The 18,090-nt window shown below is 57.3% G+C and carries 17 protein-coding genes; 9 read left to right on the top strand and 8 right to left on the bottom strand.

What is annotated here, in order from left to right; translation table 11 throughout:
- Nucleotides 1-121: 121 nt before the first annotated feature.
- Both purL and purF read left to right on the top strand, forming a co-directional pair.
- Nucleotides 122-2,515 carry a phosphoribosylformylglycinamidine synthase subunit PurL gene (gene purL, locus ACQ4N7_RS07710; protein ID WP_430711031.1) on the top strand — a complete coding sequence of 798 codons (2,394 nt, stop codon included), beginning with the start codon at nucleotides 122-124 and terminating at the stop codon, nucleotides 2,513-2,515.
- A 335-nt stretch (nucleotides 2,516-2,850) separates the two neighbouring features.
- Entirely contained in the window at nucleotides 2,851-4,374 is a 1,524-nt protein-coding gene (gene purF / locus ACQ4N7_RS07705) for an amidophosphoribosyltransferase (protein WP_430711030.1), read from the top strand.
- A 148-nt stretch (nucleotides 4,375-4,522) separates the two neighbouring features.
- Here purF and ACQ4N7_RS07700 read toward each other — a convergent pair whose 3' ends face one another.
- Complete coding sequence (locus ACQ4N7_RS07700; RefSeq protein WP_430711029.1) at nucleotides 4,523-4,957, bottom strand: VOC family protein; 435 nt, start codon at nucleotides 4,955-4,957, stop codon at nucleotides 4,523-4,525.
- A 153-nt stretch (nucleotides 4,958-5,110) separates the two neighbouring features.
- On the bottom strand, nucleotides 5,111-6,340 hold the full coding sequence (locus ACQ4N7_RS07695; RefSeq protein WP_430711028.1) for an NAD(P)/FAD-dependent oxidoreductase: 1,230 nt from the start codon (nucleotides 6,338-6,340) through the stop codon (nucleotides 5,111-5,113).
- 93 nt (nucleotides 6,341-6,433) lie between these two features.
- Between ACQ4N7_RS07695 and ACQ4N7_RS07690 the strand changes: the two genes are divergently transcribed.
- Nucleotides 6,434-7,240 (top strand): 4'-phosphopantetheinyl transferase family protein, encoded by an 807-nt coding sequence (locus ACQ4N7_RS07690; RefSeq protein ID WP_430711027.1) that lies wholly within the window; start codon nucleotides 6,434-6,436, stop codon nucleotides 7,238-7,240.
- Between the two features lie 31 nt (nucleotides 7,241-7,271).
- On the opposite strand, the gene ACQ4N7_RS07685 is transcribed toward ACQ4N7_RS07690, so the two are convergent.
- The 3 genes from ACQ4N7_RS07685 to ACQ4N7_RS07675 all read right to left on the bottom strand — a co-directional run bounded on the left by ACQ4N7_RS07685 (nucleotide 7,272) and on the right by ACQ4N7_RS07675 (nucleotide 8,854).
- Nucleotides 7,272-8,072, bottom strand: coding sequence for a peptidase (locus tag ACQ4N7_RS07685; protein WP_430711026.1), 801 nt, complete (start codon nucleotides 8,070-8,072; stop codon nucleotides 7,272-7,274).
- A gap of 166 nt (nucleotides 8,073-8,238) precedes the next feature.
- Complete coding sequence (gene psbM, locus ACQ4N7_RS07680) at nucleotides 8,239-8,349, bottom strand: photosystem II reaction center protein PsbM (protein ID WP_017300174.1); 111 nt, start codon at nucleotides 8,347-8,349, stop codon at nucleotides 8,239-8,241.
- Nucleotides 8,350-8,515: 166 nt separating this feature from the next.
- Nucleotides 8,516-8,854 (bottom strand): 2Fe-2S iron-sulfur cluster-binding protein, encoded by a 339-nt coding sequence (locus tag ACQ4N7_RS07675; protein WP_430711025.1) that lies wholly within the window; start codon nucleotides 8,852-8,854, stop codon nucleotides 8,516-8,518.
- A gap of 366 nt (nucleotides 8,855-9,220) precedes the next feature.
- Here ACQ4N7_RS07675 and psbB point away from each other — a divergent pair, with 366 nt between their 5' ends.
- From psbB to ACQ4N7_RS07655, 4 genes are all read left to right on the top strand, one after another.
- Nucleotides 9,221-10,753 carry a photosystem II chlorophyll-binding protein CP47 gene (gene psbB / locus ACQ4N7_RS07670; RefSeq protein ID WP_430711024.1) on the top strand — a complete coding sequence of 511 codons (1,533 nt, stop codon included), beginning with the start codon at nucleotides 9,221-9,223 and terminating at the stop codon, nucleotides 10,751-10,753.
- A 114-nt stretch (nucleotides 10,754-10,867) separates the two neighbouring features.
- A complete protein-coding gene (locus ACQ4N7_RS07665) occupies nucleotides 10,868-10,966 on the top strand; it encodes a photosystem II reaction center protein T (protein WP_017300177.1) in 99 nt (32 codons plus the stop codon).
- Between the two features lie 208 nt (nucleotides 10,967-11,174).
- Entirely contained in the window at nucleotides 11,175-11,690 is a 516-nt protein-coding gene (nrdR, locus tag ACQ4N7_RS07660) for a transcriptional regulator NrdR (protein WP_430711023.1), read from the top strand.
- Nucleotides 11,691-11,912: 222 nt separating this feature from the next.
- On the top strand, nucleotides 11,913-12,890 hold the full coding sequence (locus ACQ4N7_RS07655) for a 30S ribosomal protein S1 (RefSeq protein WP_430711022.1): 978 nt from the start codon (nucleotides 11,913-11,915) through the stop codon (nucleotides 12,888-12,890).
- A gap of 9 nt (nucleotides 12,891-12,899) precedes the next feature.
- On the opposite strand, the gene ACQ4N7_RS07650 is transcribed toward ACQ4N7_RS07655, so the two are convergent.
- On the bottom strand, nucleotides 12,900-13,262 hold the full coding sequence (locus tag ACQ4N7_RS07650; RefSeq protein WP_430711021.1) for an MGMT family protein: 363 nt from the start codon (nucleotides 13,260-13,262) through the stop codon (nucleotides 12,900-12,902).
- 3 nt (nucleotides 13,263-13,265) lie between these two features.
- Nucleotides 13,266-15,425, bottom strand: a complete 2,160-nt coding sequence (gene glgX / locus ACQ4N7_RS07645) for a glycogen debranching protein GlgX (RefSeq protein WP_430711020.1) — start codon at nucleotides 15,423-15,425, stop codon at nucleotides 13,266-13,268.
- 261 nt (nucleotides 15,426-15,686) lie between these two features.
- Between glgX and aqpZ the strand changes: the two genes are divergently transcribed.
- A complete protein-coding gene (gene aqpZ, locus ACQ4N7_RS07640; RefSeq protein WP_430711019.1) occupies nucleotides 15,687-16,454 on the top strand; it encodes an aquaporin Z in 768 nt (255 codons plus the stop codon).
- 103 nt (nucleotides 16,455-16,557) lie between these two features.
- On the opposite strand, the gene ACQ4N7_RS07635 is transcribed toward aqpZ, so the two are convergent.
- The gene (locus ACQ4N7_RS07635) at nucleotides 16,558-17,088 is read right to left on the bottom strand and encodes a zinc-ribbon domain-containing protein (RefSeq protein ID WP_430711018.1); all 531 of its coding nucleotides are present in this window, start codon (nucleotides 17,086-17,088) and stop codon (nucleotides 16,558-16,560) included.
- A 509-nt stretch (nucleotides 17,089-17,597) separates the two neighbouring features.
- On the opposite strand from ACQ4N7_RS07635, the gene ACQ4N7_RS07630 reads away from it, so the two are divergent.
- Nucleotides 17,598-18,071: an NUDIX domain-containing protein gene (locus ACQ4N7_RS07630; RefSeq protein WP_430711017.1), complete on the top strand. Its 474-nt coding sequence runs from the start codon at nucleotides 17,598-17,600 to the stop codon at nucleotides 18,069-18,071.
- The last annotated feature ends 19 nt before the right edge of the window (nucleotides 18,072-18,090 follow it).

Raw genomic sequence — 18,090 nt, 5'->3', positions numbered from 1 at the left:
GATGCAGAGATTAGGCAGCTCACGGGTTTAGGCCGATAGTCGTGCCTCTCAGGCATCAGGTTCGACCGCCCTGAGCGCCGACTTAGGGCTAAGATCGGTAGGCAATGTTTCTGGCGCGAGTATGACGGCCTTTTCTACTGCTCCCTTTAGCCCCGCTGAGATTGCCTCCGAAGGCATCAAGCCCGAGGAGTACGACGATATTGTGCGTCGGTTGGGTCGCCACCCCAACCGGGCCGAGCTGGGCATGTTTGGGGTGATGTGGTCAGAGCACTGCTGCTACAAAAACTCGCGGCCCTTGCTCAAGCAGTTTCCCACTGAGGGGCCGCGAGTGCTGGTGGGGCCAGGGGAAAACGCCGGCGTGATCGATGCCGGCGATGGGCTGCGGGTGGCCTTCAAAATTGAGTCGCACAATCACCCCTCGGCGGTAGAGCCGTTTCAGGGGGCCGCTACCGGCGTCGGCGGCATTCTGCGCGATATTTTTACCATGGGTGCGCGGCCGATCGCGGTGCTCAACTCCCTGCGGTTTGGCGATCTGGCCGATAGCCGCACCCGCCGCCTGTGCCAGGGAGTGGTGTCGGGCATTGCCCACTACGGCAACTGCTTTGGCGTGCCTACAGTCGGTGGCGAGGTTTACTTTGATGCCGCCTACAACGGCAATCCACTGGTCAACGCGATGGCGATCGGGATTATGGAAACCGATGACATCGTCAAATCTGGCGCGGCGGGCCTGGGCAACCCCGTGGTCTACGTTGGCTCTACCACTGGCCGCGACGGTATGGGCGGGGCCAGCTTTGCCAGCGCCGAACTCACCGACGAATCTGAGGCCGATCGCCCCGCCGTTCAGGTGGGTGACCCGTTTTTGGAAAAATCGCTGGTAGAAGCCTGTCTGGAAGCCTTCAAGACCGGGGCGATCGTTGCCGCTCAGGACATGGGGGCTGCTGGGCTCACCTGCTCTACGGCTGAAATGGCGGCTAAAGGCGGGGTCGGCATCGAGCTCGATCTAGACCTGATTCCGGTGCGCGAAACGGGTATGGTGCCCTACGAGTACCTGCTGTCAGAATCCCAGGAGCGGATGCTGTTTGTGGTGGCTGCCGGGCGTGAAGCCGAGGTAATCGAAATTTTTGAGCGCTGGGGCCTCCACGCGGTAGTGGCTGGTCGGGTGATCGAAGATGCGATCGTGCGGATTTTATTTAAAGGCGACATTGCGGCCGAAATTCCAGCCCTGGCCCTGGCCGAAAATACCCCTATCTACCACCGCGATCGGCTGAGCGAGCCGCCCGACTACGCCCAAAAAGCCTGGGCCTGGAGCGAAGATAGCTTGCCTGCCTGCTCTGCATCAGGGATTGCGCTCTCCGAATCAGGACACACCTCCTGGACGGAGGTTCTGCACCAACTTCTGGGCCAGCCCACGATCGCATCTAAGCAGTGGGTCTACCACCAGTACGACCACCAGGTGCAAAATAACACCGTGCAGTGTCCTGGCCAGGGCGATGCTGCCGTTATTCGCCTGCGACCGTTAGAACCTGTGCCACAGTATCAGCCGGGGGCTGTAACCCGTGGTTTAGCCGCCACCGTAGACTGTAACGCCCGCTACGTATACCTCAACCCCTACGAAGGGGCCAAAGCCGCCGTCGCCGAAGCGGCCCGTAACCTGAGCTGCGTAGGCGCGCTGCCTTTGGCGGTGACCGATAACCTCAACTTCGGCAGTCCCGAAAAGCCCGTAGGCTACTGGCAGCTGGCCGAAGCCTGCCGGGGGTTAGCCGATGCCTGCCGCGAGTTTGAGACCCCCGTGACCGGCGGCAACGTCTCGCTCTACAACGAGACGGTAGACAGTCAGGGTAACCCTCAGCCAATCTACCCCACCCCCGTGGTTGGCATGGTCGGCCTGATCGATGACCTCAGCCTCACCTGTGGTCAGGGCTGGCAGCGGTCGGGCGATATCATCTATCTGCTAGGAATTCCCGTGGAGCAGACGGGAACGGCAGCGGTTGACGGCAAGCCCCTGGTCACCCTGGGCGGTTCCGAGTACCTGGCGGCGACTCAGGGGCTTGCCACCGGGCACCCTCCTGTGGTGGATATGGCCCTGGAGAAACGGGTGCAGGCCGCCTGTCGTCACGGCATTGCCCAGGGCTGGGTGCGGCAGGCCCACGACTGCGCTGAGGGCGGGCTGGCGGTAGCCCTGGCAGAGTCCTGCATGGGCGGACAGCGGGGGGCATTAGTTCAGCTTGCCGTAGCGTCAGATCAGCTCGACCAGCGGTGGGACCGGCTGCTGTTTGGCGAAGGCGGAGCCAGAATTGTGGTGTCGATTGGCCCTAACCACCAGGCCGATTGGGAGACCTATTTGGGCGATCGCCTGACTGGCTGCTGGCAGCGGCTCGGTACAGTGCAGGGGGATACCTTAACCGTGGCGACTCAAGACAACCAAACCCTCATTACCGACGCCGTAGGTGCCCTGGCTCAGACCTGGGGCACCGCCATTGAGCAGCGGCTAGCCGGAGCTGAGGACGTAGCTTAACCTGAGTGGCCCCTTCAGCGGGTCAGTATATAGTGGGCATTGCCCACTGTGCGGGACAGCCCAATGTTCTGGGACTGTCCCTATTTCAGCGGCTTTGTCCGCTGAAATCTTGCCGCTCACTATCCCCCCTGAGGGGAAACCGCAGTGCTATGATCGGTCATATGTTAAGGAACTATTAAAAAGGTTGGGGAAGTTCGGTAGTTTCTAATACCACTCCGAAAGCCCTCACCCTATGATGTAGCTGGGCTCGCATTGAAGGCAAAATGCGGCAGCCAAATGTGTTGAGACGTTCTGCTCCTTTGCCATTGCGTTCCTAAAGCCATCCTGCACCACCCATGACGTTCCCTTCTAACTCTTTCCTCGACGAGTCTTTTGAATCCCGCCAGGTCTCTGAGTCCTATCAGGATCGTCCTGACAAGCCCGAAGAAGCCTGCGGTATCTTTGGCCTCTACGCCCCCGACGAAGAAGTGGCTCGGCTGGCCTACTTTGGTCTGTTTGCCCTTCAGCACCGGGGGCAAGAGTCAGCCGGTATTGCCACCTTTGACGCCTCGGGTAGCCACTGCTACAAGCACATGGGTCTGGTGTCGCAGGTGTTTGACGACCACATTCTCAAAGACTTGACCGGTCACATTGCGGTGGGGCATACCCGTTACTCCACCACCGGGTCTAGCCAAGTGTGCAATGCACAGCCCGCCGTGGTGCCCACCCGCCTGGGCAATTTAGCATTGGCCCACAACGGCAACCTGGTCAACGCCGCCGACCTGCGCGAAGAACTGATCGATCGCAACCACGACCTGGTCACTACCACCGACTCAGAGATGATTGCGTTTGCCCTGGCCGAGGCGGTCAATGACGGAGCCGACTGGGTAAAAGCTGCAGAAACCGCCTTTAACCGCTGCTATGGGGCCTTTAGCCTGGTCATTGGCACGCCCAACGGTATCATTGGTGCCCGCGATCAGCAGGGCATTCGTCCCCTGGTGCTGGGTGTGCTGGGCCACGACATTCCCGAGGTAGGTCAGCCGGCTCACTACGTTCTGGCCTCAGAAACCTGCGCCCTCGACATCATTGGGGCCACCTACGTGCGCGATATTGAACCGGGCGAACTGGTATGGATTACTCCCGAAGGGTTGATCTCTCGCCAGTGGGCTGAGGCCACCCAGCGCAAACTTTGCGTGTTTGAAATGATCTACTTTTCTCGGCCCGACAGCATTGTCAACGGTGAAAGCCTCTACAGCTACCGCCGTCGCCTGGGCCATCAGCTGGCTAAGGAGGCCCCCGCCGATGTTGATTTGATTATGGCGGTGCCCGATTCAGGGGTGCCTGCCGCGATCGGCTTTTCGCAGCAGTCCAAAATCCCCTACGCCGAGGGGCTAATCAAAAATCGCTACGTGGGGCGCACGTTTATTCAACCCACCCAGTCGATGCGAGAGGTGGGCATTCGCATGAAGCTCAACCCGCTCAAGGATGTGCTGGAGGGCAAGCGGGTGCTGATTGTGGATGACTCTATTGTGCGAGGCACCACCAGCCGCAAGATTGTGCAGGCGCTGCGCGATGCGGGCGCAACTGAAGTGCACATGCGAATTTCGTCGCCGCCGGTCACCCATCCCTGCTTCTACGGCATCGACACCGACAACCAGGATCAGCTGATTGCTGCTACCAAATCTCTAGAGGAGATTGCCCAGCAAATTGACGTCGATTCGCTGGCCTACCTGAGCTGGGAAGGCATGCTAGAAACTACCCACCAAGACCCCAATAGCTTCTGCTCGGCATGTTTTACGGGCAAATATCCGGTAGAAATTCCTGAGCCCTTTAAGCGGGCTAAGCTCAAGTTTGAGGCTAAAGAGCCTGTGGCTACATAACGTCGATTCAATCACTAACTGCGATTAACTATAACTTGGCCGCCCGAAGGTAAAGCATTCCAGCGGCCAAAATACTATTGGCCAGAATTTTGCCAGCTCCGATCGCTCGATCTACGCTATCAGCAAGCGTGAATCTCTAGAGTGAAGTTTACGGGTGCTCAGAATCGCCGGATAGCTCCTGAATCAGGTCCGTATCCCAGTAGGAGGCCTCAATTTTATGGCCGTCGGGGTCGCGCACAAAGCAGCCGTAGTAGGGTTCGCCATAGTCGGGCCGAGGCCCCGGTGGCCCATCGGGTTGGGCACCAGCGGCGATCGCGGCCTCGTAGAAGGCATGGACAGCCTCTTTAGTGGGGGCAATAAATCCGACGTGGGTGCCGTTGCCCACCGTGGCGAGTTGTCCATCAATGGGCGTCTGTACCCAAAACTCGGGATAGACCTTGCCATAGGCAATAGCTCCCGGGTGCTCCATAATGCGCTGACAGCCCAAGCTGGGCAGCACGCAATCGTAAAAGGCTATAGCGCGATCGAAGTCGTTGGTGCCCACAGAAATGTGGGAAAGGATGCTTGGATTTTGATCGCTCATCGGCTTTCACCAGCAGAGTTGGCAACACCAGTAGTATAGTTCACTTGAACTATTGACGCAAGCCTGTTATACGGCTGCTTCCTGTCAGTTTTATAACCGGCTTGTAGGCTAGGCCGTGGGTCTAAACCATAGAAAACCATTGGTTTCGGGTCGCTATCGCTTAAACCCCAGCCAGTGCTTGAGCACCCGCCAGCGATGGGTGTGGGTAGGCAGCCGCAGCCAGTAGGCCCAGCGCCGCGATAGTCCGCCCAGTCGCCCGGTGATGCACAGCCCAAAGCCACAGACCACGGCCTCTCCCTGGCCGAGGGTGAGCATATCGCCCAGATGGTTGTAGATGAAAGGTTTGAGGGGGCGATTGGCGATCAGGGCCAGCAGGTTTTTGGCGACCGCAGGGCCAGCCTGGTAGGCGGCTTGGGCCGTGGTAGGGGCGCGGTCCCGTCCGGGGGCAGGCATGGCCGCCATATCCCCCAGCACAAACACGTTGTCGTGGTCGGGCAGTTGTAGCGTTGGCCGCACCTGGCATTGGCCGAAGGCGGTTGGCTTGAGACTGTTCTCCCCCAGCCACGATCGCGGCACCGTACCCACCGTCCAGAGCATTAGATCGGTCTGACAGTGGCGAGTTTGGCCCTCGTAGCCAAAGGTCAGTCCGTTGGCATCCACAGTTTCGATCGCGGCATCTAGATAAACCTCCACTCCCCGTTTAGCCAGCGCCCGCGCTGCCGCTCGCTGAATACGCGCCGGGTACGATCGCAGAATTTCGCCCCGCCGATCGACTACGGTGACATGCCCCCGACGACCCAGGCGATCGCTGAGTTTGCAGGCCAGCTCGACACCGCTGGGGCCAGCCCCGGCCACCACTACCTGCACCTCAGGCAAGTGGTCGAGTTCCCCCAGCCGCCGCTCCAGCTGTTCGGCGTCGTGCAGGGTATTAAACGGCAGCGTGTGGGCCTGGCTACCGGGGGTAGCGGGCGGCCGCATCTGGCTGCCCAGGGCCACCACCAGGTAGTCGTAGGTGAGGAGGCCGCTCTGGCGTAGGGTAACGGTTTGTCGGGCTAAGTCAATGTGCTCGGCCCAGTCCTGGCGCAGGTCAACGGCGGTGTGCTTGAGCAAATCTCGGTAGGCGGGGGCAATTTCCCAAGGGGCCAGCTCGCGGGTGAGCAGTTCGTACAGCAGCGGCGTAAAGTTAAAGCGATCGCGCGGCTCGACCAGGGTAATGCGCACCCGAGACGCTTTGCCTAACCGCTGGTGTAGGGCCAATGCACAGTACAGCCCACCAAACCCACCGCCCAAAATGCAGATATGTACTGCCTCTTCAGGACTAGGCTCAGACGGTCTAAAGGCAGCATGATCGCCTGGGGCAGCGGCAAAGGGCTTGGATGGCATAGCGTGATGACGGCGGGGGCTGTGCCAAGGGTGCCCAGCTTGCTGCAAAATAGCGCTAGGTTTATCTCTTGCGATCGCCCCACCCCTTAACCCATGCCCGAGTCAGGTCAGGAGCCGCCACCCATCCCCAACTCCGCTGCCATTGACCTCTGGCTAATCCCCACCGATACAGTCGAAACACCTGTATTGGAGAGCTTTCAGAACGCCCTATCTGCTGATGAACAGGCCCAGCTCCAGCAGCGTCGTCTGCCCGCTGCCCGGCGCAGCTTTGTCGTGAGTCGGGGCTGCTTGCGTCACCTGCTCAGCCGCTACACCGGGCAAGCGCCCAGCGTTTTACGCTTTAACTACGGGCCGCGCGGCAAGCCCGAACTCGGTTCTAGTCGCCATGCTGTAGCGCCCGCCTGCCCTGTACCAACCTTCAATCTCTCCCACAGCGGCGGGTGGCTGCTGGTTGGCGTGAGTGTGGCACCAGAGATTAAGGCGATCGGAGTTGACCTGGAGCAACTGCGCTCTGTGAAGCAGCTGTCGGGGTTGTGCCGCCGCTGTCTCACCCCGGCTGAGGCCCAGACGGTGCTGGTACTAGATCATCCCCAGGCCGACCACCGCTTTTTGCGCTACTGGACAGGCAAAGAAGCCTGCCTCAAAGCCTTGGGCATGGGCATTGTCGACTCGATGCAGACCCTAGAGCTGACGCTAGCCCCTACAGAACCGGCCTCAGCGCCAGCGGCTACAGTCGTTGCTACCGATTGGCCACAGCACCCAGGGTGGCTGTATCAGTGGCAGCCTACGGCGGGCTATTTGGCGGCGATCGCGGTACAGTCCGACCGCCACCAGCCGCTCAGCTTTCAGCTCAGGCAAACCACTCCCGCCGCGCTAGCCGAGAACCCCCTTAACTGTTGAACAGTCAACCTGTCGTTCATTCAATCTGAGCCTAAGCATCTCCCAAATCGGCAATTCCCAGGGGTGAGAGCGCGTCCTCCTGATTCCAGGAGATATCGGGCATGCTCAAAGATGCCTCCCGCAGAGCAACTTCCCAGTGCTTGCGCATCTTAATTAAGTAGGGATCGCCCGCCTGAAACTGGGCCCGGTGGCGAACCTCAAAGCTGTTGGTCTGATACATCACCATGTGGATGGGCGGCCCCACCGACAGGTTCGATCGCATGGTCGAATCAATCGAGAGCAAGGCGCACTTGGCAACCGCGTCGAGGGGCACGTCAAAGCCCAGGGTGCGGTCTAAAATGGGCTTGCCGTACTTGGTTTCGCCAATTTGTAAAAACGGCGTCTCTGGGGTGGCCTGAATACAGTTGCCCTGGCTGTAGATCAAAAATAGCTGCGGCGCTTCCCCCTGCACCTGCCCGCCCAGCAAAAAGCTGCACTGAAAATCGATCTTGTCCTGCTCCAACCAGGGACGGTCGGCCTTTTGCAGTGCGCGAATCTGGTCGCCCAGGTAGCGGGCTATGTCGTAGAGCGTCGGCAGGTTGTGCAGATTGGGAATGCGATTCCGGGACGGAACGCTCTGCGAATCGCGCTTGATGTCTTGGGCGAGCTGATGCACCACCGCCTGGGTAATCGACAAATTGCCCGACGTGCAGAGCAAAAGAGTGCGATCGCCGGGCTTCGAAAACTCAAACAGCTTCCGGTACGACGAGATATAGTCCACTCCGGCATTGGTGCGCGAGTCAGCCGCTAGCACCAGCCCCTCCTTCACCAAAATGCCTAAACAGTACGTCATGGGTTCGACAGAATTGTGCGATCGCTGCTGCGGGCGTCATTGAAGCAAGGCAGCCAAGATACTGAAAAAAGCGCCGGTTAGCCCAGCGCTTTCAGACTACACCTAACCCCCACAGGCTGGCTCTCTGACTCTAGCGACCCAGTGCGAACCAGCCCTGAACGACAGGTTACGAACCCGTTTGCTTACTAGACGTTTGGATGTACAAAATCAGCAGAAAAACCGTTGGCACCAGCACAAAGAGAATGCTGGCTACAAAACCAAGTTTATTAACTTCCATGCTTGCCTCTACTCTCAACCCAACAACGTCGCTTCAGAACCTTGGTCTTAGGCAACCAAAAACTCCGATGACCTTAGGATATCACTCTACTCGATGAGAATGCCTGGCCAGAAACCCAGTGCTCTTGCCAAAACTGGGTCTGGAGAGGGCAGGTTCAAGCCATCTCTTAGGCACTTTTAGAGGCTTTAGGCGATGCCTTCGCCTTACGGCTGGGCTTAGTCACGACCGAAACTGGTCCGTGCACCGTGGCTTGACAGGCCAACCGGCAGCTCGCAGGCCACTTTTTTAACTTGCGCTCCTCTACTTGAGTGCGGGGAGAGAGGTTTTCACCGCCCGCCACCACATCTACAACGCAGGTGCCGCACTGCCCATAGCCACCACAGTTCATTAACTTGCCGCTAAATGTGTAGATATCAATGCGATTTTCTAACGCCTTGAACCGCAGATTGGCCCCGTCGGTAACGCTAATTTCTTTGCCTTCGTTAACAAACTTAACATTAGCCATCAGGGAAATCTCCTTTGCGTTCTGCGTCGACAATGGCGGTAGATCAAAGCTTTTGGCCGCTAGACTTGGGTGTTTTTGTCCCGCAACTGCTCGCGATCGCCGCCGCCTAGGGGCAAGCTGCTTGCGAGGGTAATTCGGACTGGTTACACTTCGTAAAGTAATTTCATTGTTACATCTCATCTGTACCAAATGATTCAGCATCCAACAACGGCGTGGCCCATCGGTAGCACTGGGGGCAGCACCGGGATAATGGCGTCAATTGGGGCGGTTCTGGGAGCCTGATTCTGATAGGCTAATCAGTATCTGGCCATGCTTAAGACAATTCCACAAAACATTACTGTTTTACCTAGAGGAGGAGCGTAGTCAATGGGACTACCCTGGTACCGGGTACACACGGTCGTCGTAAACGATCCCGGGCGACTGATTGCTGTACACCTAATGCATACGGCTCTCGTAGCCGGCTGGGCCGGCTCAATGGCCCTGTTTGAACTATCCACCTTTGACCCCAGCGATCCCGTGCTGAACCCTATGTGGCGGCAGGGCATGTTTGTGCTGCCCTTCATGGCTCGCCTGGGTGTGACTGAGTCCTGGGGCGGCTGGAGCGTCACTGGCGCAACCGCTGTCAACCCCGGCTTCTGGTCATTTGAGGGCGTTGCTGCAGCCCACATTGTGCTGTCGGGCCTGCTGTTTTTGGCCGCCTGCTGGCACTGGGTCTACTGGGATCTAGACCTGTTCCGCGATCCTCGCACTGGCGAACCGGCGCTGGATCTGCCCAAGATGTTTGGCATTCACCTGTTTCTTTCGGGTCTTCTCTGCTTTGGCTTTGGTGCCTTCCACCTGACTGGCCTCTGGGGCCCCGGTATGTGGGTTTCCGACCCCTACGGGCTGACTGGCCACGTGCAGGGAGTCGCCCCGGAATGGGGGGCCGCTGGCTTTAACCCCTTCAACCCAGGCGGCATCGTGGCTCACCACATCGCCGCCGGTATTGTGGGGATTATTGCTGGGCTGTTCCACCTGACGGTTCGCCCGCCCCAGCGTCTGTACAAAGCGCTGCGCATGGGTAATATCGAAACCGTTCTCTCTAGCAGTATTGCGGCGGTGTTCTTTGCTGCCTTCGTGGTGGCAGGCACGATGTGGTACGGCAGCGCCGCTACCCCCATCGAGCTGTTTGGCCCCACCCGCTATCAGTGGGATGGCGACTACTTCAAGCAGGAGATTCAGCGCCGAGTGCAGGCCGACGTGAACGCTGGTTACACCCTGGCCGATGCCTACGCCGGTATTCCAGAAAAGCTTGCCTTTTACGACTACGTGGGCAATAGCCCAGCTAAGGGTGGTCTGTTCCGGGTTGGCCCGATGGTCCAGGGTGATGGTATTGCTGAGGGCTGGCTGGGCCACCCCGTCTTCAAAGATAAGGAAGGGCGCGAGTTGTTTGTGCGTCGTCTGCCCAACTTCTTTGAGACCTTCCCCGTGGTGCTGGTCGACAAAGACGGGGTTGTCCGCGCTGACATTCCCTTCCGCCGGGCTGAGTCTAAGTACAGCTTTGAGCAGACTGGGGTAACGGCTACCTTCTACGGTGGCGACTTGGCTGGTCAAACCATTACCGAGCCTGCTCTGGTCAAGCGCTACGCCCGTAAGGCGCAGCTGGGTGAGCCCTTCGAGTTTGATCGCGAAACCCTCGGCTCTGACGGGGTGTTCCGCACCAGCACTCGCGGTTGGTTTACCTACGGCCACGCTGTGTTTGCGCTGCTGTTCTTCTTTGGCCACATCTGGCACGGGTCTCGCACCCTGTTCCGCGACGTGTTTGCTGGGGTAGATCCCGACCTGTCTGCCGAGCAGGTGGAGTGGGGCTTCTTCCAAAAGGTGGGCGATACGTCTACCCGTAAAGAAGAGACCGTTTAGTTTCCTCTCAGTTAAGCTGCCCGGCGGTTGGTTATAGGCCTTCATCCGTCGGGCACTTTACTGACAATCCCTGTAGACTAAAGATAATCCGGTTGATTAGGAGCCTCTTTAACCATGGAAGCTGTCGCTTATATCTTCATTTTTGCCTGCATCATTGGCACGCTGTTCTTCGCGATCGCCTTTCGCGAACCCCCTCGTATTCCCAAAGATTAAGCCTGTAGCAATAGCCTTTTAGAGCCGCAACGGTTCTTGCCTGTCCGCAACTTTAGAGTGACTTTCGATTCATTTCGATTGTTTTCTCACAATTTAATTACTATAGAGGCAAGTCTTTCCTGTAGAGGAAGGGCTTGCCTCTGTTTTTTCCAGGCTCCCAGGCTAGAGAGGGCGGCTTGGCTACTTGTCTCCCATTGGGAGTGTGTCTATGCATTGCCCGTTTTGTCAGCATCTCAATAATCGAGTGTTAGAGTCGCGATCGGCGGAGGCGGGGCGCAGTATTCGCAGACGACGAGAGTGTTTGCGCTGCGAGCGACGGTTTACCACTTACGAACGCATTGAGTACGTCCCCGTTACCGTCATCAAGCGCAGCGAAGATCGAGAATTATTTGAGCGCTCCAAAGTTCTGCGCGGTATTGTGCGAGCCTGCGAAAAAACGCCGGTTTCGTCGTTGGCAATGGAGGCCATTGTGGATGACATTGAGGCTGAGCTACAGCAGCGCGCCACCCGAGAGGTGAGCAGCGCCGAAATTGGCGAAATGGTTTTGGCTAAGCTCCAGGCGATCAACGAAGTTGCCTTTGTGCGGTTCGCCTCGGTGTATCGACAGTTTCAGGGCATTCGCGATTTTGCCGAAACGCTGAGCGAGCTTCAAGATGACCGTCCCCTCAACGAGGCCGAAAATGACCCATCGTCAAATTATGTAATTTCTGTTCAATCGTTGTAACGCAGTAGTTCAAGCGATCGCCGCGATCGACTTGATCAATCCTGGCGGTGAATTATCAACAACACCTCCAATTCAGCTATAATTTTAATCCTGTGGGTTTATCGGGCTGTCTATGTCGGCACGCGGCTGCGTGGGGGCAGACTGTCATATATCTGAGTTGATTGTTTTGTACGTCTACACGGAAACCGCAGTAATACGGAGAAATAATAGGACAACACTAGCATGCTCAATCAGGACGTAAAGGACGCTGACATCGGGTTTACACACGAAGACTTTGCCGCGCTACTCGACCAGTACGACTATCACTTCAACCCAGGCGATACCGTCTCTGGCACCGTGTTTAGTCTTGAGCCCAGGGGTGCCCTGATTGATATTGGTGCTAAAACCGCTGCTTATCTTCCCATTCAGGAAATGTCGATCAACCGGGTTGACCATCCTGAAGAGGTGCTGCGCTCCAATGAAACCCGTGAGTTCTTTATTCTCACTGACGAAAACGAAGATGGTCAGCTGACCCTCTCGATTCGTCGCATTGAGTATATGCGCGCTTGGGAGCGGGTGCGCCAGCTTCAGCAGGAAGACGCTACGGTGCGCTCTGGAGTTTTTGCTACCAACCGAGGTGGTGCTCTGGTCCGAATCGAGGGCCTGCGGGGCTTTATCCCCGGCTCTCACATCAGCACCCGCAAGCCTAAAGAAGACCTGGTGGGCGAAGACCTGCCCCTAAAATTCCTTGAAGTTGACGAAGAGCGCAACCGGCTGGTGCTGAGCCACCGTCGAGCTTTGGTTGAGCGCAAGATGAACGGCCTGCAGGTGGGCGAGGTTGTGTTGGGGGCCGTGCGTGGTCTCAAGCCCTACGGTGCGTTTATTGATATCGGCGGCGTTAGTGGTCTGCTGCACATCTCTGAGATCTCCCACGATCACATTGACACGCCCCACAGCGTGCTCAACGTCAACGACGAGATCAAGGTCATGATCATCGACCTAGATGCAGAGCGAGGCCGGATTTCTCTGTCCACCAAGCAGCTTGAGCCTGAGCCGGGTGATATGGTCAAAAACCCTGACCTGGTTTACGACAAAGCTGAGGAAATGGCGGCCAAGTACCGTGAAGCTATGCGTCGTCAGGCCGCTGAGCAGGCGGGTGAACTGGTTGATGAACCTGAAGACGTCTACGTGGAAGAAGAAGTGGCCGTGGCGGTTGACTAGACACACTGCCTAGTCCAAATTCTCCATAAATGCTGCTAGCGCCCGCTCGATGATACTGTCGGGCGGGCGCCATCTATATTGGCTGAGGTCAACTCGTCCCCGATGGTCAAACACCACTCCCTCATCCTCTAGCATGGCCCGCTGTACATAATCACTGCCGTTGCGTCGGGGCGATTCGGATACCTCCCCCTTGGCATTGATCACTCGCTGCCAGGGCACATCAGGAACAGTCATATCGACCCGGTAGAGGGCGTACCCTACTAAGCGAGGCCTGCCTACTAATCCCGCTAGCTCCGCTACCTGTCCATAGGTGGCAACCTTGCCCCTAGGGATTTGACGCACTATGGCGTAGATCCGTTCATAGGTGAGCATAGTCTAGGTTCTGGCGTTTTTATCCCGAGGGCTACACAGCACAACCAACGAAAAGTCGGCGACGGCGATCGCGCTGCCCGGCGTATAAATTTGCTTGCTTTGGCAAAAGCCACCTGGCTCGTTGGTATTCAGCACCATTGACCAGCGCTCTTTTTTGACCTCCGGCGGAATTTGAAACTCCTGGGAGTCGGCCTGGGCGTTAAAAAACAGTAAGAAGCTGTCGTCTACAAGCCGTTGTCCGGCGGTTTGGACCGCCATTAGCTCTTCGCCGTTGAGATAGACCGCGATCGCTTTAGCCGCACCATCATGCCAGTGATCAACGCTGATTTCGCTGCCGTCGGGGTTGTACCAACCAATATCGTGCACCCCAGACCCGTGAATGGCGCGTCCCTGAAACCAGTGGCGGCGAGCAAAGGCAGGGTGCTCCTGGCGTAGCTTAATCAGCTGTCGCACGAAGTCCAGCTGGTCTTCCTGGGTGGCATCAAGGTTCCAGTCAAACCACGACAGCCTGCTGTCTTGGCAGTAGGTGTTGTTGTTGCCCTGCTGAGTGCGACCCAGCTCGTCGCCCCCCAAAATCATCGGTACCCCCTGAGACAAAAATAGCGTGGCCAGCAGGTTCCGCTGCTGTCGCTGCCGCAGGGCTAAAATTTCGGGATCGTCAGTATCTCCCTCGGCTCCACAGTTCCAGGAGCGGTTGTAGCTCTCGCCGTCGCGGTTGTTTTCGTGGTTGGCCAGGTTGTGCTTTTCGTTGTAGCTGACTAGATCTCGCAGCGTAAAGCCGTCGTGGCAGGTAATAAAATTGATGCTGGCGTGGGGGCGCTTGCCGTTGGCCTGGTACAGGTCAGAACTGCCGGTAATGCGAAAGGCAAACTCGCCCAGGCGGCAGTCGTGGTCGCGCCAAAAGTCACGCATGGAGTCGCGGTATTTGCCGTTCCACTCTGACCACAGCAGCGGGAAGTTGCCCACCTGGTAGCCGCCCTCCCCCAAATCCCAGGGTTCGGCAATCAGCTTGATAGTAGACAGCACCGGGTCCTGGTGAATAATGTCGAAAAAGGCGGCCAGGCTATCTACTTCGTAGAGCTCTCGGGCCAGTGCCGAGGCCAGATCAAAGCGAAAGCCATCCACGTGCATCTCCAGCACCCAGTAGCGCAGGCTATCCATAATCAGCTTGAGAATCTGAGGATGGCGCACGTTGAGGGAGTTGCCGCAGCCGGTGAAATCCATGTAGTAGCGAGGGGCGTTGTCCACCAGGCGGTAGTAGGCGGCATTGTCAATGCCGCGCAGGCTCAGGGTTGGCCCCAGGTGGCTGCCCTCGCCCGTGTGGTTGTAGACCACATCTAAAATCACCTCAATGCCCGCCTGGTGCAGAGCCTTGACCATCTGCTTAAACTCGTTGACCTGGTTCCCGGTTTGCCCTGTGCTGCTGTAGCCCCCGTAGGGAGCAAAATAGTTGAGCGAATCGTAGCCCCAGTAGTTGCGCAGTCCTGTGTTGGCCAAATGCCCTGGGTAGGCATGGAAGTGATGCACGGGCAGCAGTTCTACCGCTGTAATGCCCAGCTCAGTCAGGTATTTGATGATAGCAGGGTGAGCCAATCCGGCGTAGGTGCCCCGCAGCGGTTCGGGCACCTCGGGGTGGAGCCGGGTGAGCCCCTTAACGTGAGTCTCGTAAATAATAGTGCGGTGCCAGGGGGTATCGAGGGGGCGATCGCCCTCCCAGTCAAAGCTGGGGTCGACCACCACTGCCTTGGGCATAAAGGGGGCACTATCGACCTCAGAAAACGATAAATCGAGATTTTCCAGGTCATCGGTGGCCTCAATGTCATAGCTAAAGATAGCCGGATCGAATTCTACGTCGCCATCCAAAGCGCGGGCGTAGGGGTCGATGAGCAGCTTGTGGGGGTTGAACCGCTGCCCGGCTCTAGGATTGTGGGGGCCGTATACTCGAAAGCCATAGCGCTGGCCTGGCTTTACATCGGCTAGATAGCCGTGCCAAACATAGTTGTCGACCTCGGTGAAGGGAATTCGGGTTTCTTGATTGTCGGCGTCAAATAGGCAGAGCTCAACAGCCGTTGCGTTCTCTGAAAACAAGGCGAAGTTTGTGCCTGTACCATCCCAAGTGGCACCCAGGGGATGGGGACGACCTGGCCAGACTTGCATTCCCATGGTGAGCGCGGCTTCCTAATAACTCCAGACAGGGGTATGACGCTGAGGCGACTGCGCCTCTCCTAGGGTAGCAGGCCTTAGGTTCCCAGGCCTAGATGATTCTTGCCCTGTTGGCTTTGGTTGTCTGAGCTAGCTAACCTTTGGGCTTATCAAACTTTTATAGTCTTACGGTAGTATCGCGCTGAGATATAGGTTATCGATCGCAGTTTGTATCGGTAAATACTAATCGTCCTGAAAACTTCTGAGTAGGAGTGGTTAGCTATGCCTATTGCAAAGCGTTGTTTAGCTGAATTTCTGGGTACGTTGTGGCTGGTGCTGGGTGGCTGTGGTAGCGCCGTACTAGCCGGTGTGTTCCTAGACGGCAGCGGTGCTGTGAACCTGGGGATTGGTTTTCTAGGAGTATCTTTGGCCTTTGGTCTGACCGTGCTGACGATGGCCTACGCCATTGGCCATATTTCTGGCTGTCACCTCAACCCGGCTGTGTCTTTTGGGCTGTGGGCGGCGGGGCGCTTTCCCAGCGGCGAGCTGCTGCCCTACATTGTGGCCCAGGTTTTGGGCGGCATTTTGGGGGCAGGTATTGTTTACGTCATTGCCACCGGTCAACCTGGCTTTGCCATTGACCCTTCGGTCGGTAATCCTCTGGCTACCAACGGGTTTGGAGCCCACTCGCCCGGGGGCTTTAGCCTGCTGGCCTGCCTGATCTGCGAAGTAGTGATGACCTTCTTCTTTCTAATGATTATTCTCGGTGCTACCGACTTTCGGGCTCCGGTGGGCCTAGCTCCGGTGGCGATCGGTTTAGCTCTAACCCTAATTCACCTGATCAGCATTCCGGTCACCAACACCTCCGTCAACCCCGCTCGCAGTACCGGCCCGGCTCTCTTTGTCGGGGGACCGCTGATTGGCCAGCTCTGGTTATTTTGGGTAGCCCCTATTCTGGGTGCTCTGCTAGCGGGCTGGGTCTACGCCACCTTCTTCGCTGACGACAGCGAAAAGGCGGCTCGAATTGATCGACCCAAGCCTGTGGCCTAGCGGATGGCGTTTTGGCTCACGATTTAGGGTTAAACCTGTCTACATACCTGCACCAAACCGGGAATAACTTCCCGGTTTTTGGGTTTTAGGTGGTTTGAAGAACCTACTGGAGCGGGTGACCGCAGCTGCCGCAAAAGCGATCGCCAGCTTTGATGGCGCTACCGCACTGGGTGCAGAATTTTTTGGCCTTGGGGGTGTCGGCGTTGCCCATGCTGAGCCTCATGTCGCCCATTTGCATAGTCATGGGGTGAGCTGACATCTGCATATTGCCCATGGTCATAGGAGCCATCGGTTCGATGGGAGCCATGGGCTTGATCGGCTCCACAGACGGCATAGCCTCTGTAGGCTGTAGAGAGACAGCCTGCTGGGCTGACCAGGCGGCGGTATCAGCGGTCCTGAGCTGTGTCCCCTGCACCTGCCAGATGAAGACCCCTTGTGCAGTGATGCAGCGAAGCAGAACACCGCTATCGGTTCGTGCCGCCTGGGGCATTTCTGTCCACGGCCCTGTCTGTACCTGAGTGCCCGATTGCTGCTGCTGCCCTGGGCTACCGCTAGCAAGGGTGATTACAGTGGTCGAACCAGAGTTCTCAAGATATATCTTTTGACCGAAGCCAAGATCATACTGGTAGGGCATAGTTGACTGTGGCAAATACGATAAGCCAATAAATTTGACTATATAAGACTGTTTTTTAGCGCAGTCAGCTCTACAGGTATGCTAAGCCAGTTTTGAAAGCTTGGGGACGTTTTCCAGATCCAGATTCTTCTTGGCTAGAGAGCCTTGACTGGGTCTAGGGCCAAACTGAGTGGCGGCGGGGTGTGTTTGGGAACTCTAACAGAATCGTCGCGTTACTGAGGTATGTAACTCAGTAACACTGCACGTAGAGGCCGCATTGAGCCGCAATGGGAGAATGAGGCTCCTCTCCTGCGAGTTTTCACCATTCATGCAGGAACACCTATAGATAAAAATATATAAATTAGATAAGCACTAAGTCGTTTTTGGCTCGCCAGCTACAATCTGAGGGTCAATAGAGTTCCTGGTTTCATGCTGCAACTGCTCATAACGTAAGGACGACACGCTCAGGCTTTTACAAGGGGCCGGGGTGTAGCGCGTTTGCGGAGCCTCCCTAGATGGGAATCGCTGCTATGGCTAAAAAAAGCGCGGGGCTACTGATGTACCGCACCCAAAACCACCACCTAGAGGTGCTGCTAGTGCACTCGGGCGGACCCTACTGGGCCAATCGTCGCTGGCAGGCCTGGACTATTCCCAAGGGCGAAATTGCCCCTGGGGAAGACACCTTTGCAGCGGCTAAACGCGAGTTTTTTGAAGAAACCGGGCAGGCTCCGACGGGCAACTTTCGCCCTCTACAGCCGGTGCGCCAGGCCGGCGGTAAACTCGTCTTTGCCTGGGCCTTTGAGGGCAACTTTAACCCTGCTACCCTGCACAGCAACACGTTTGTGCTAGAGTGGCCACCTCACTCAGGCGTGCTGAAGGAGTTCCCTGAGGTGGATCAAGCCGCCTGGTTCGAGCTAGAAGAGGCCAAGAAACGCATCATTAAAGCCCAGGGCCAGTTCCTAGATGAGCTGGTGCAGGTACTGGGCCAGGTGCCTTTGTCTTGAGCTTTTAGACAATCCAGCC

The sequence above is a fragment of the Nodosilinea sp. AN01ver1 genome (assembly GCF_050565655.1).
In the GTDB taxonomy this organism is placed as follows: domain Bacteria; phylum Cyanobacteriota; class Cyanobacteriia; order Phormidesmidales; family Phormidesmidaceae; genus Nodosilinea.
This window is presented reverse-complemented; position numbering and strand designations above follow the sequence as displayed.

Coding starts and splice junctions, on each gene's coding strand:
- psbB (WP_430711024.1), top strand. CDS start 9,221: ATGGGACTACCCTGGTACCGGGTACACACGGTCGTCGTAAACGATCCC.
- psbM (WP_017300174.1), bottom strand. CDS start 8,349: ATGGAAGTTAATAAACTTGGTTTTGTAGCCAGCATTCTCTTTGTGCTG.
- ACQ4N7_RS07695 (WP_430711028.1), bottom strand. CDS start 6,340: ATGCCATCCAAGCCCTTTGCCGCTGCCCCAGGCGATCATGCTGCCTTT.
- ACQ4N7_RS07690 (WP_430711027.1), top strand. CDS start 6,434: ATGCCCGAGTCAGGTCAGGAGCCGCCACCCATCCCCAACTCCGCTGCC.
- ACQ4N7_RS07665 (WP_017300177.1), top strand. CDS start 10,868: ATGGAAGCTGTCGCTTATATCTTCATTTTTGCCTGCATCATTGGCACG.
- aqpZ (WP_430711019.1), top strand. CDS start 15,687: ATGCCTATTGCAAAGCGTTGTTTAGCTGAATTTCTGGGTACGTTGTGG.
- ACQ4N7_RS07630 (WP_430711017.1), top strand. CDS start 17,598: ATGGCTAAAAAAAGCGCGGGGCTACTGATGTACCGCACCCAAAACCAC.
- purL (WP_430711031.1), top strand. CDS start 122: ATGACGGCCTTTTCTACTGCTCCCTTTAGCCCCGCTGAGATTGCCTCC.
- ACQ4N7_RS07675 (WP_430711025.1), bottom strand. CDS start 8,854: ATGGCTAATGTTAAGTTTGTTAACGAAGGCAAAGAAATTAGCGTTACC.
- nrdR (WP_430711023.1), top strand. CDS start 11,175: ATGCATTGCCCGTTTTGTCAGCATCTCAATAATCGAGTGTTAGAGTCG.
- ACQ4N7_RS07685 (WP_430711026.1), bottom strand. CDS start 8,072: ATGACGTACTGTTTAGGCATTTTGGTGAAGGAGGGGCTGGTGCTAGCG.
- glgX (WP_430711020.1), bottom strand. CDS start 15,425: ATGGGAATGCAAGTCTGGCCAGGTCGTCCCCATCCCCTGGGTGCCACT.
- ACQ4N7_RS07700 (WP_430711029.1), bottom strand. CDS start 4,957: ATGAGCGATCAAAATCCAAGCATCCTTTCCCACATTTCTGTGGGCACC.
- ACQ4N7_RS07650 (WP_430711021.1), bottom strand. CDS start 13,262: ATGCTCACCTATGAACGGATCTACGCCATAGTGCGTCAAATCCCTAGG.
- purF (WP_430711030.1), top strand. CDS start 2,851: ATGACGTTCCCTTCTAACTCTTTCCTCGACGAGTCTTTTGAATCCCGC.
- ACQ4N7_RS07655 (WP_430711022.1), top strand. CDS start 11,913: ATGCTCAATCAGGACGTAAAGGACGCTGACATCGGGTTTACACACGAA.
- ACQ4N7_RS07635 (WP_430711018.1), bottom strand. CDS start 17,088: ATGCCCTACCAGTATGATCTTGGCTTCGGTCAAAAGATATATCTTGAG.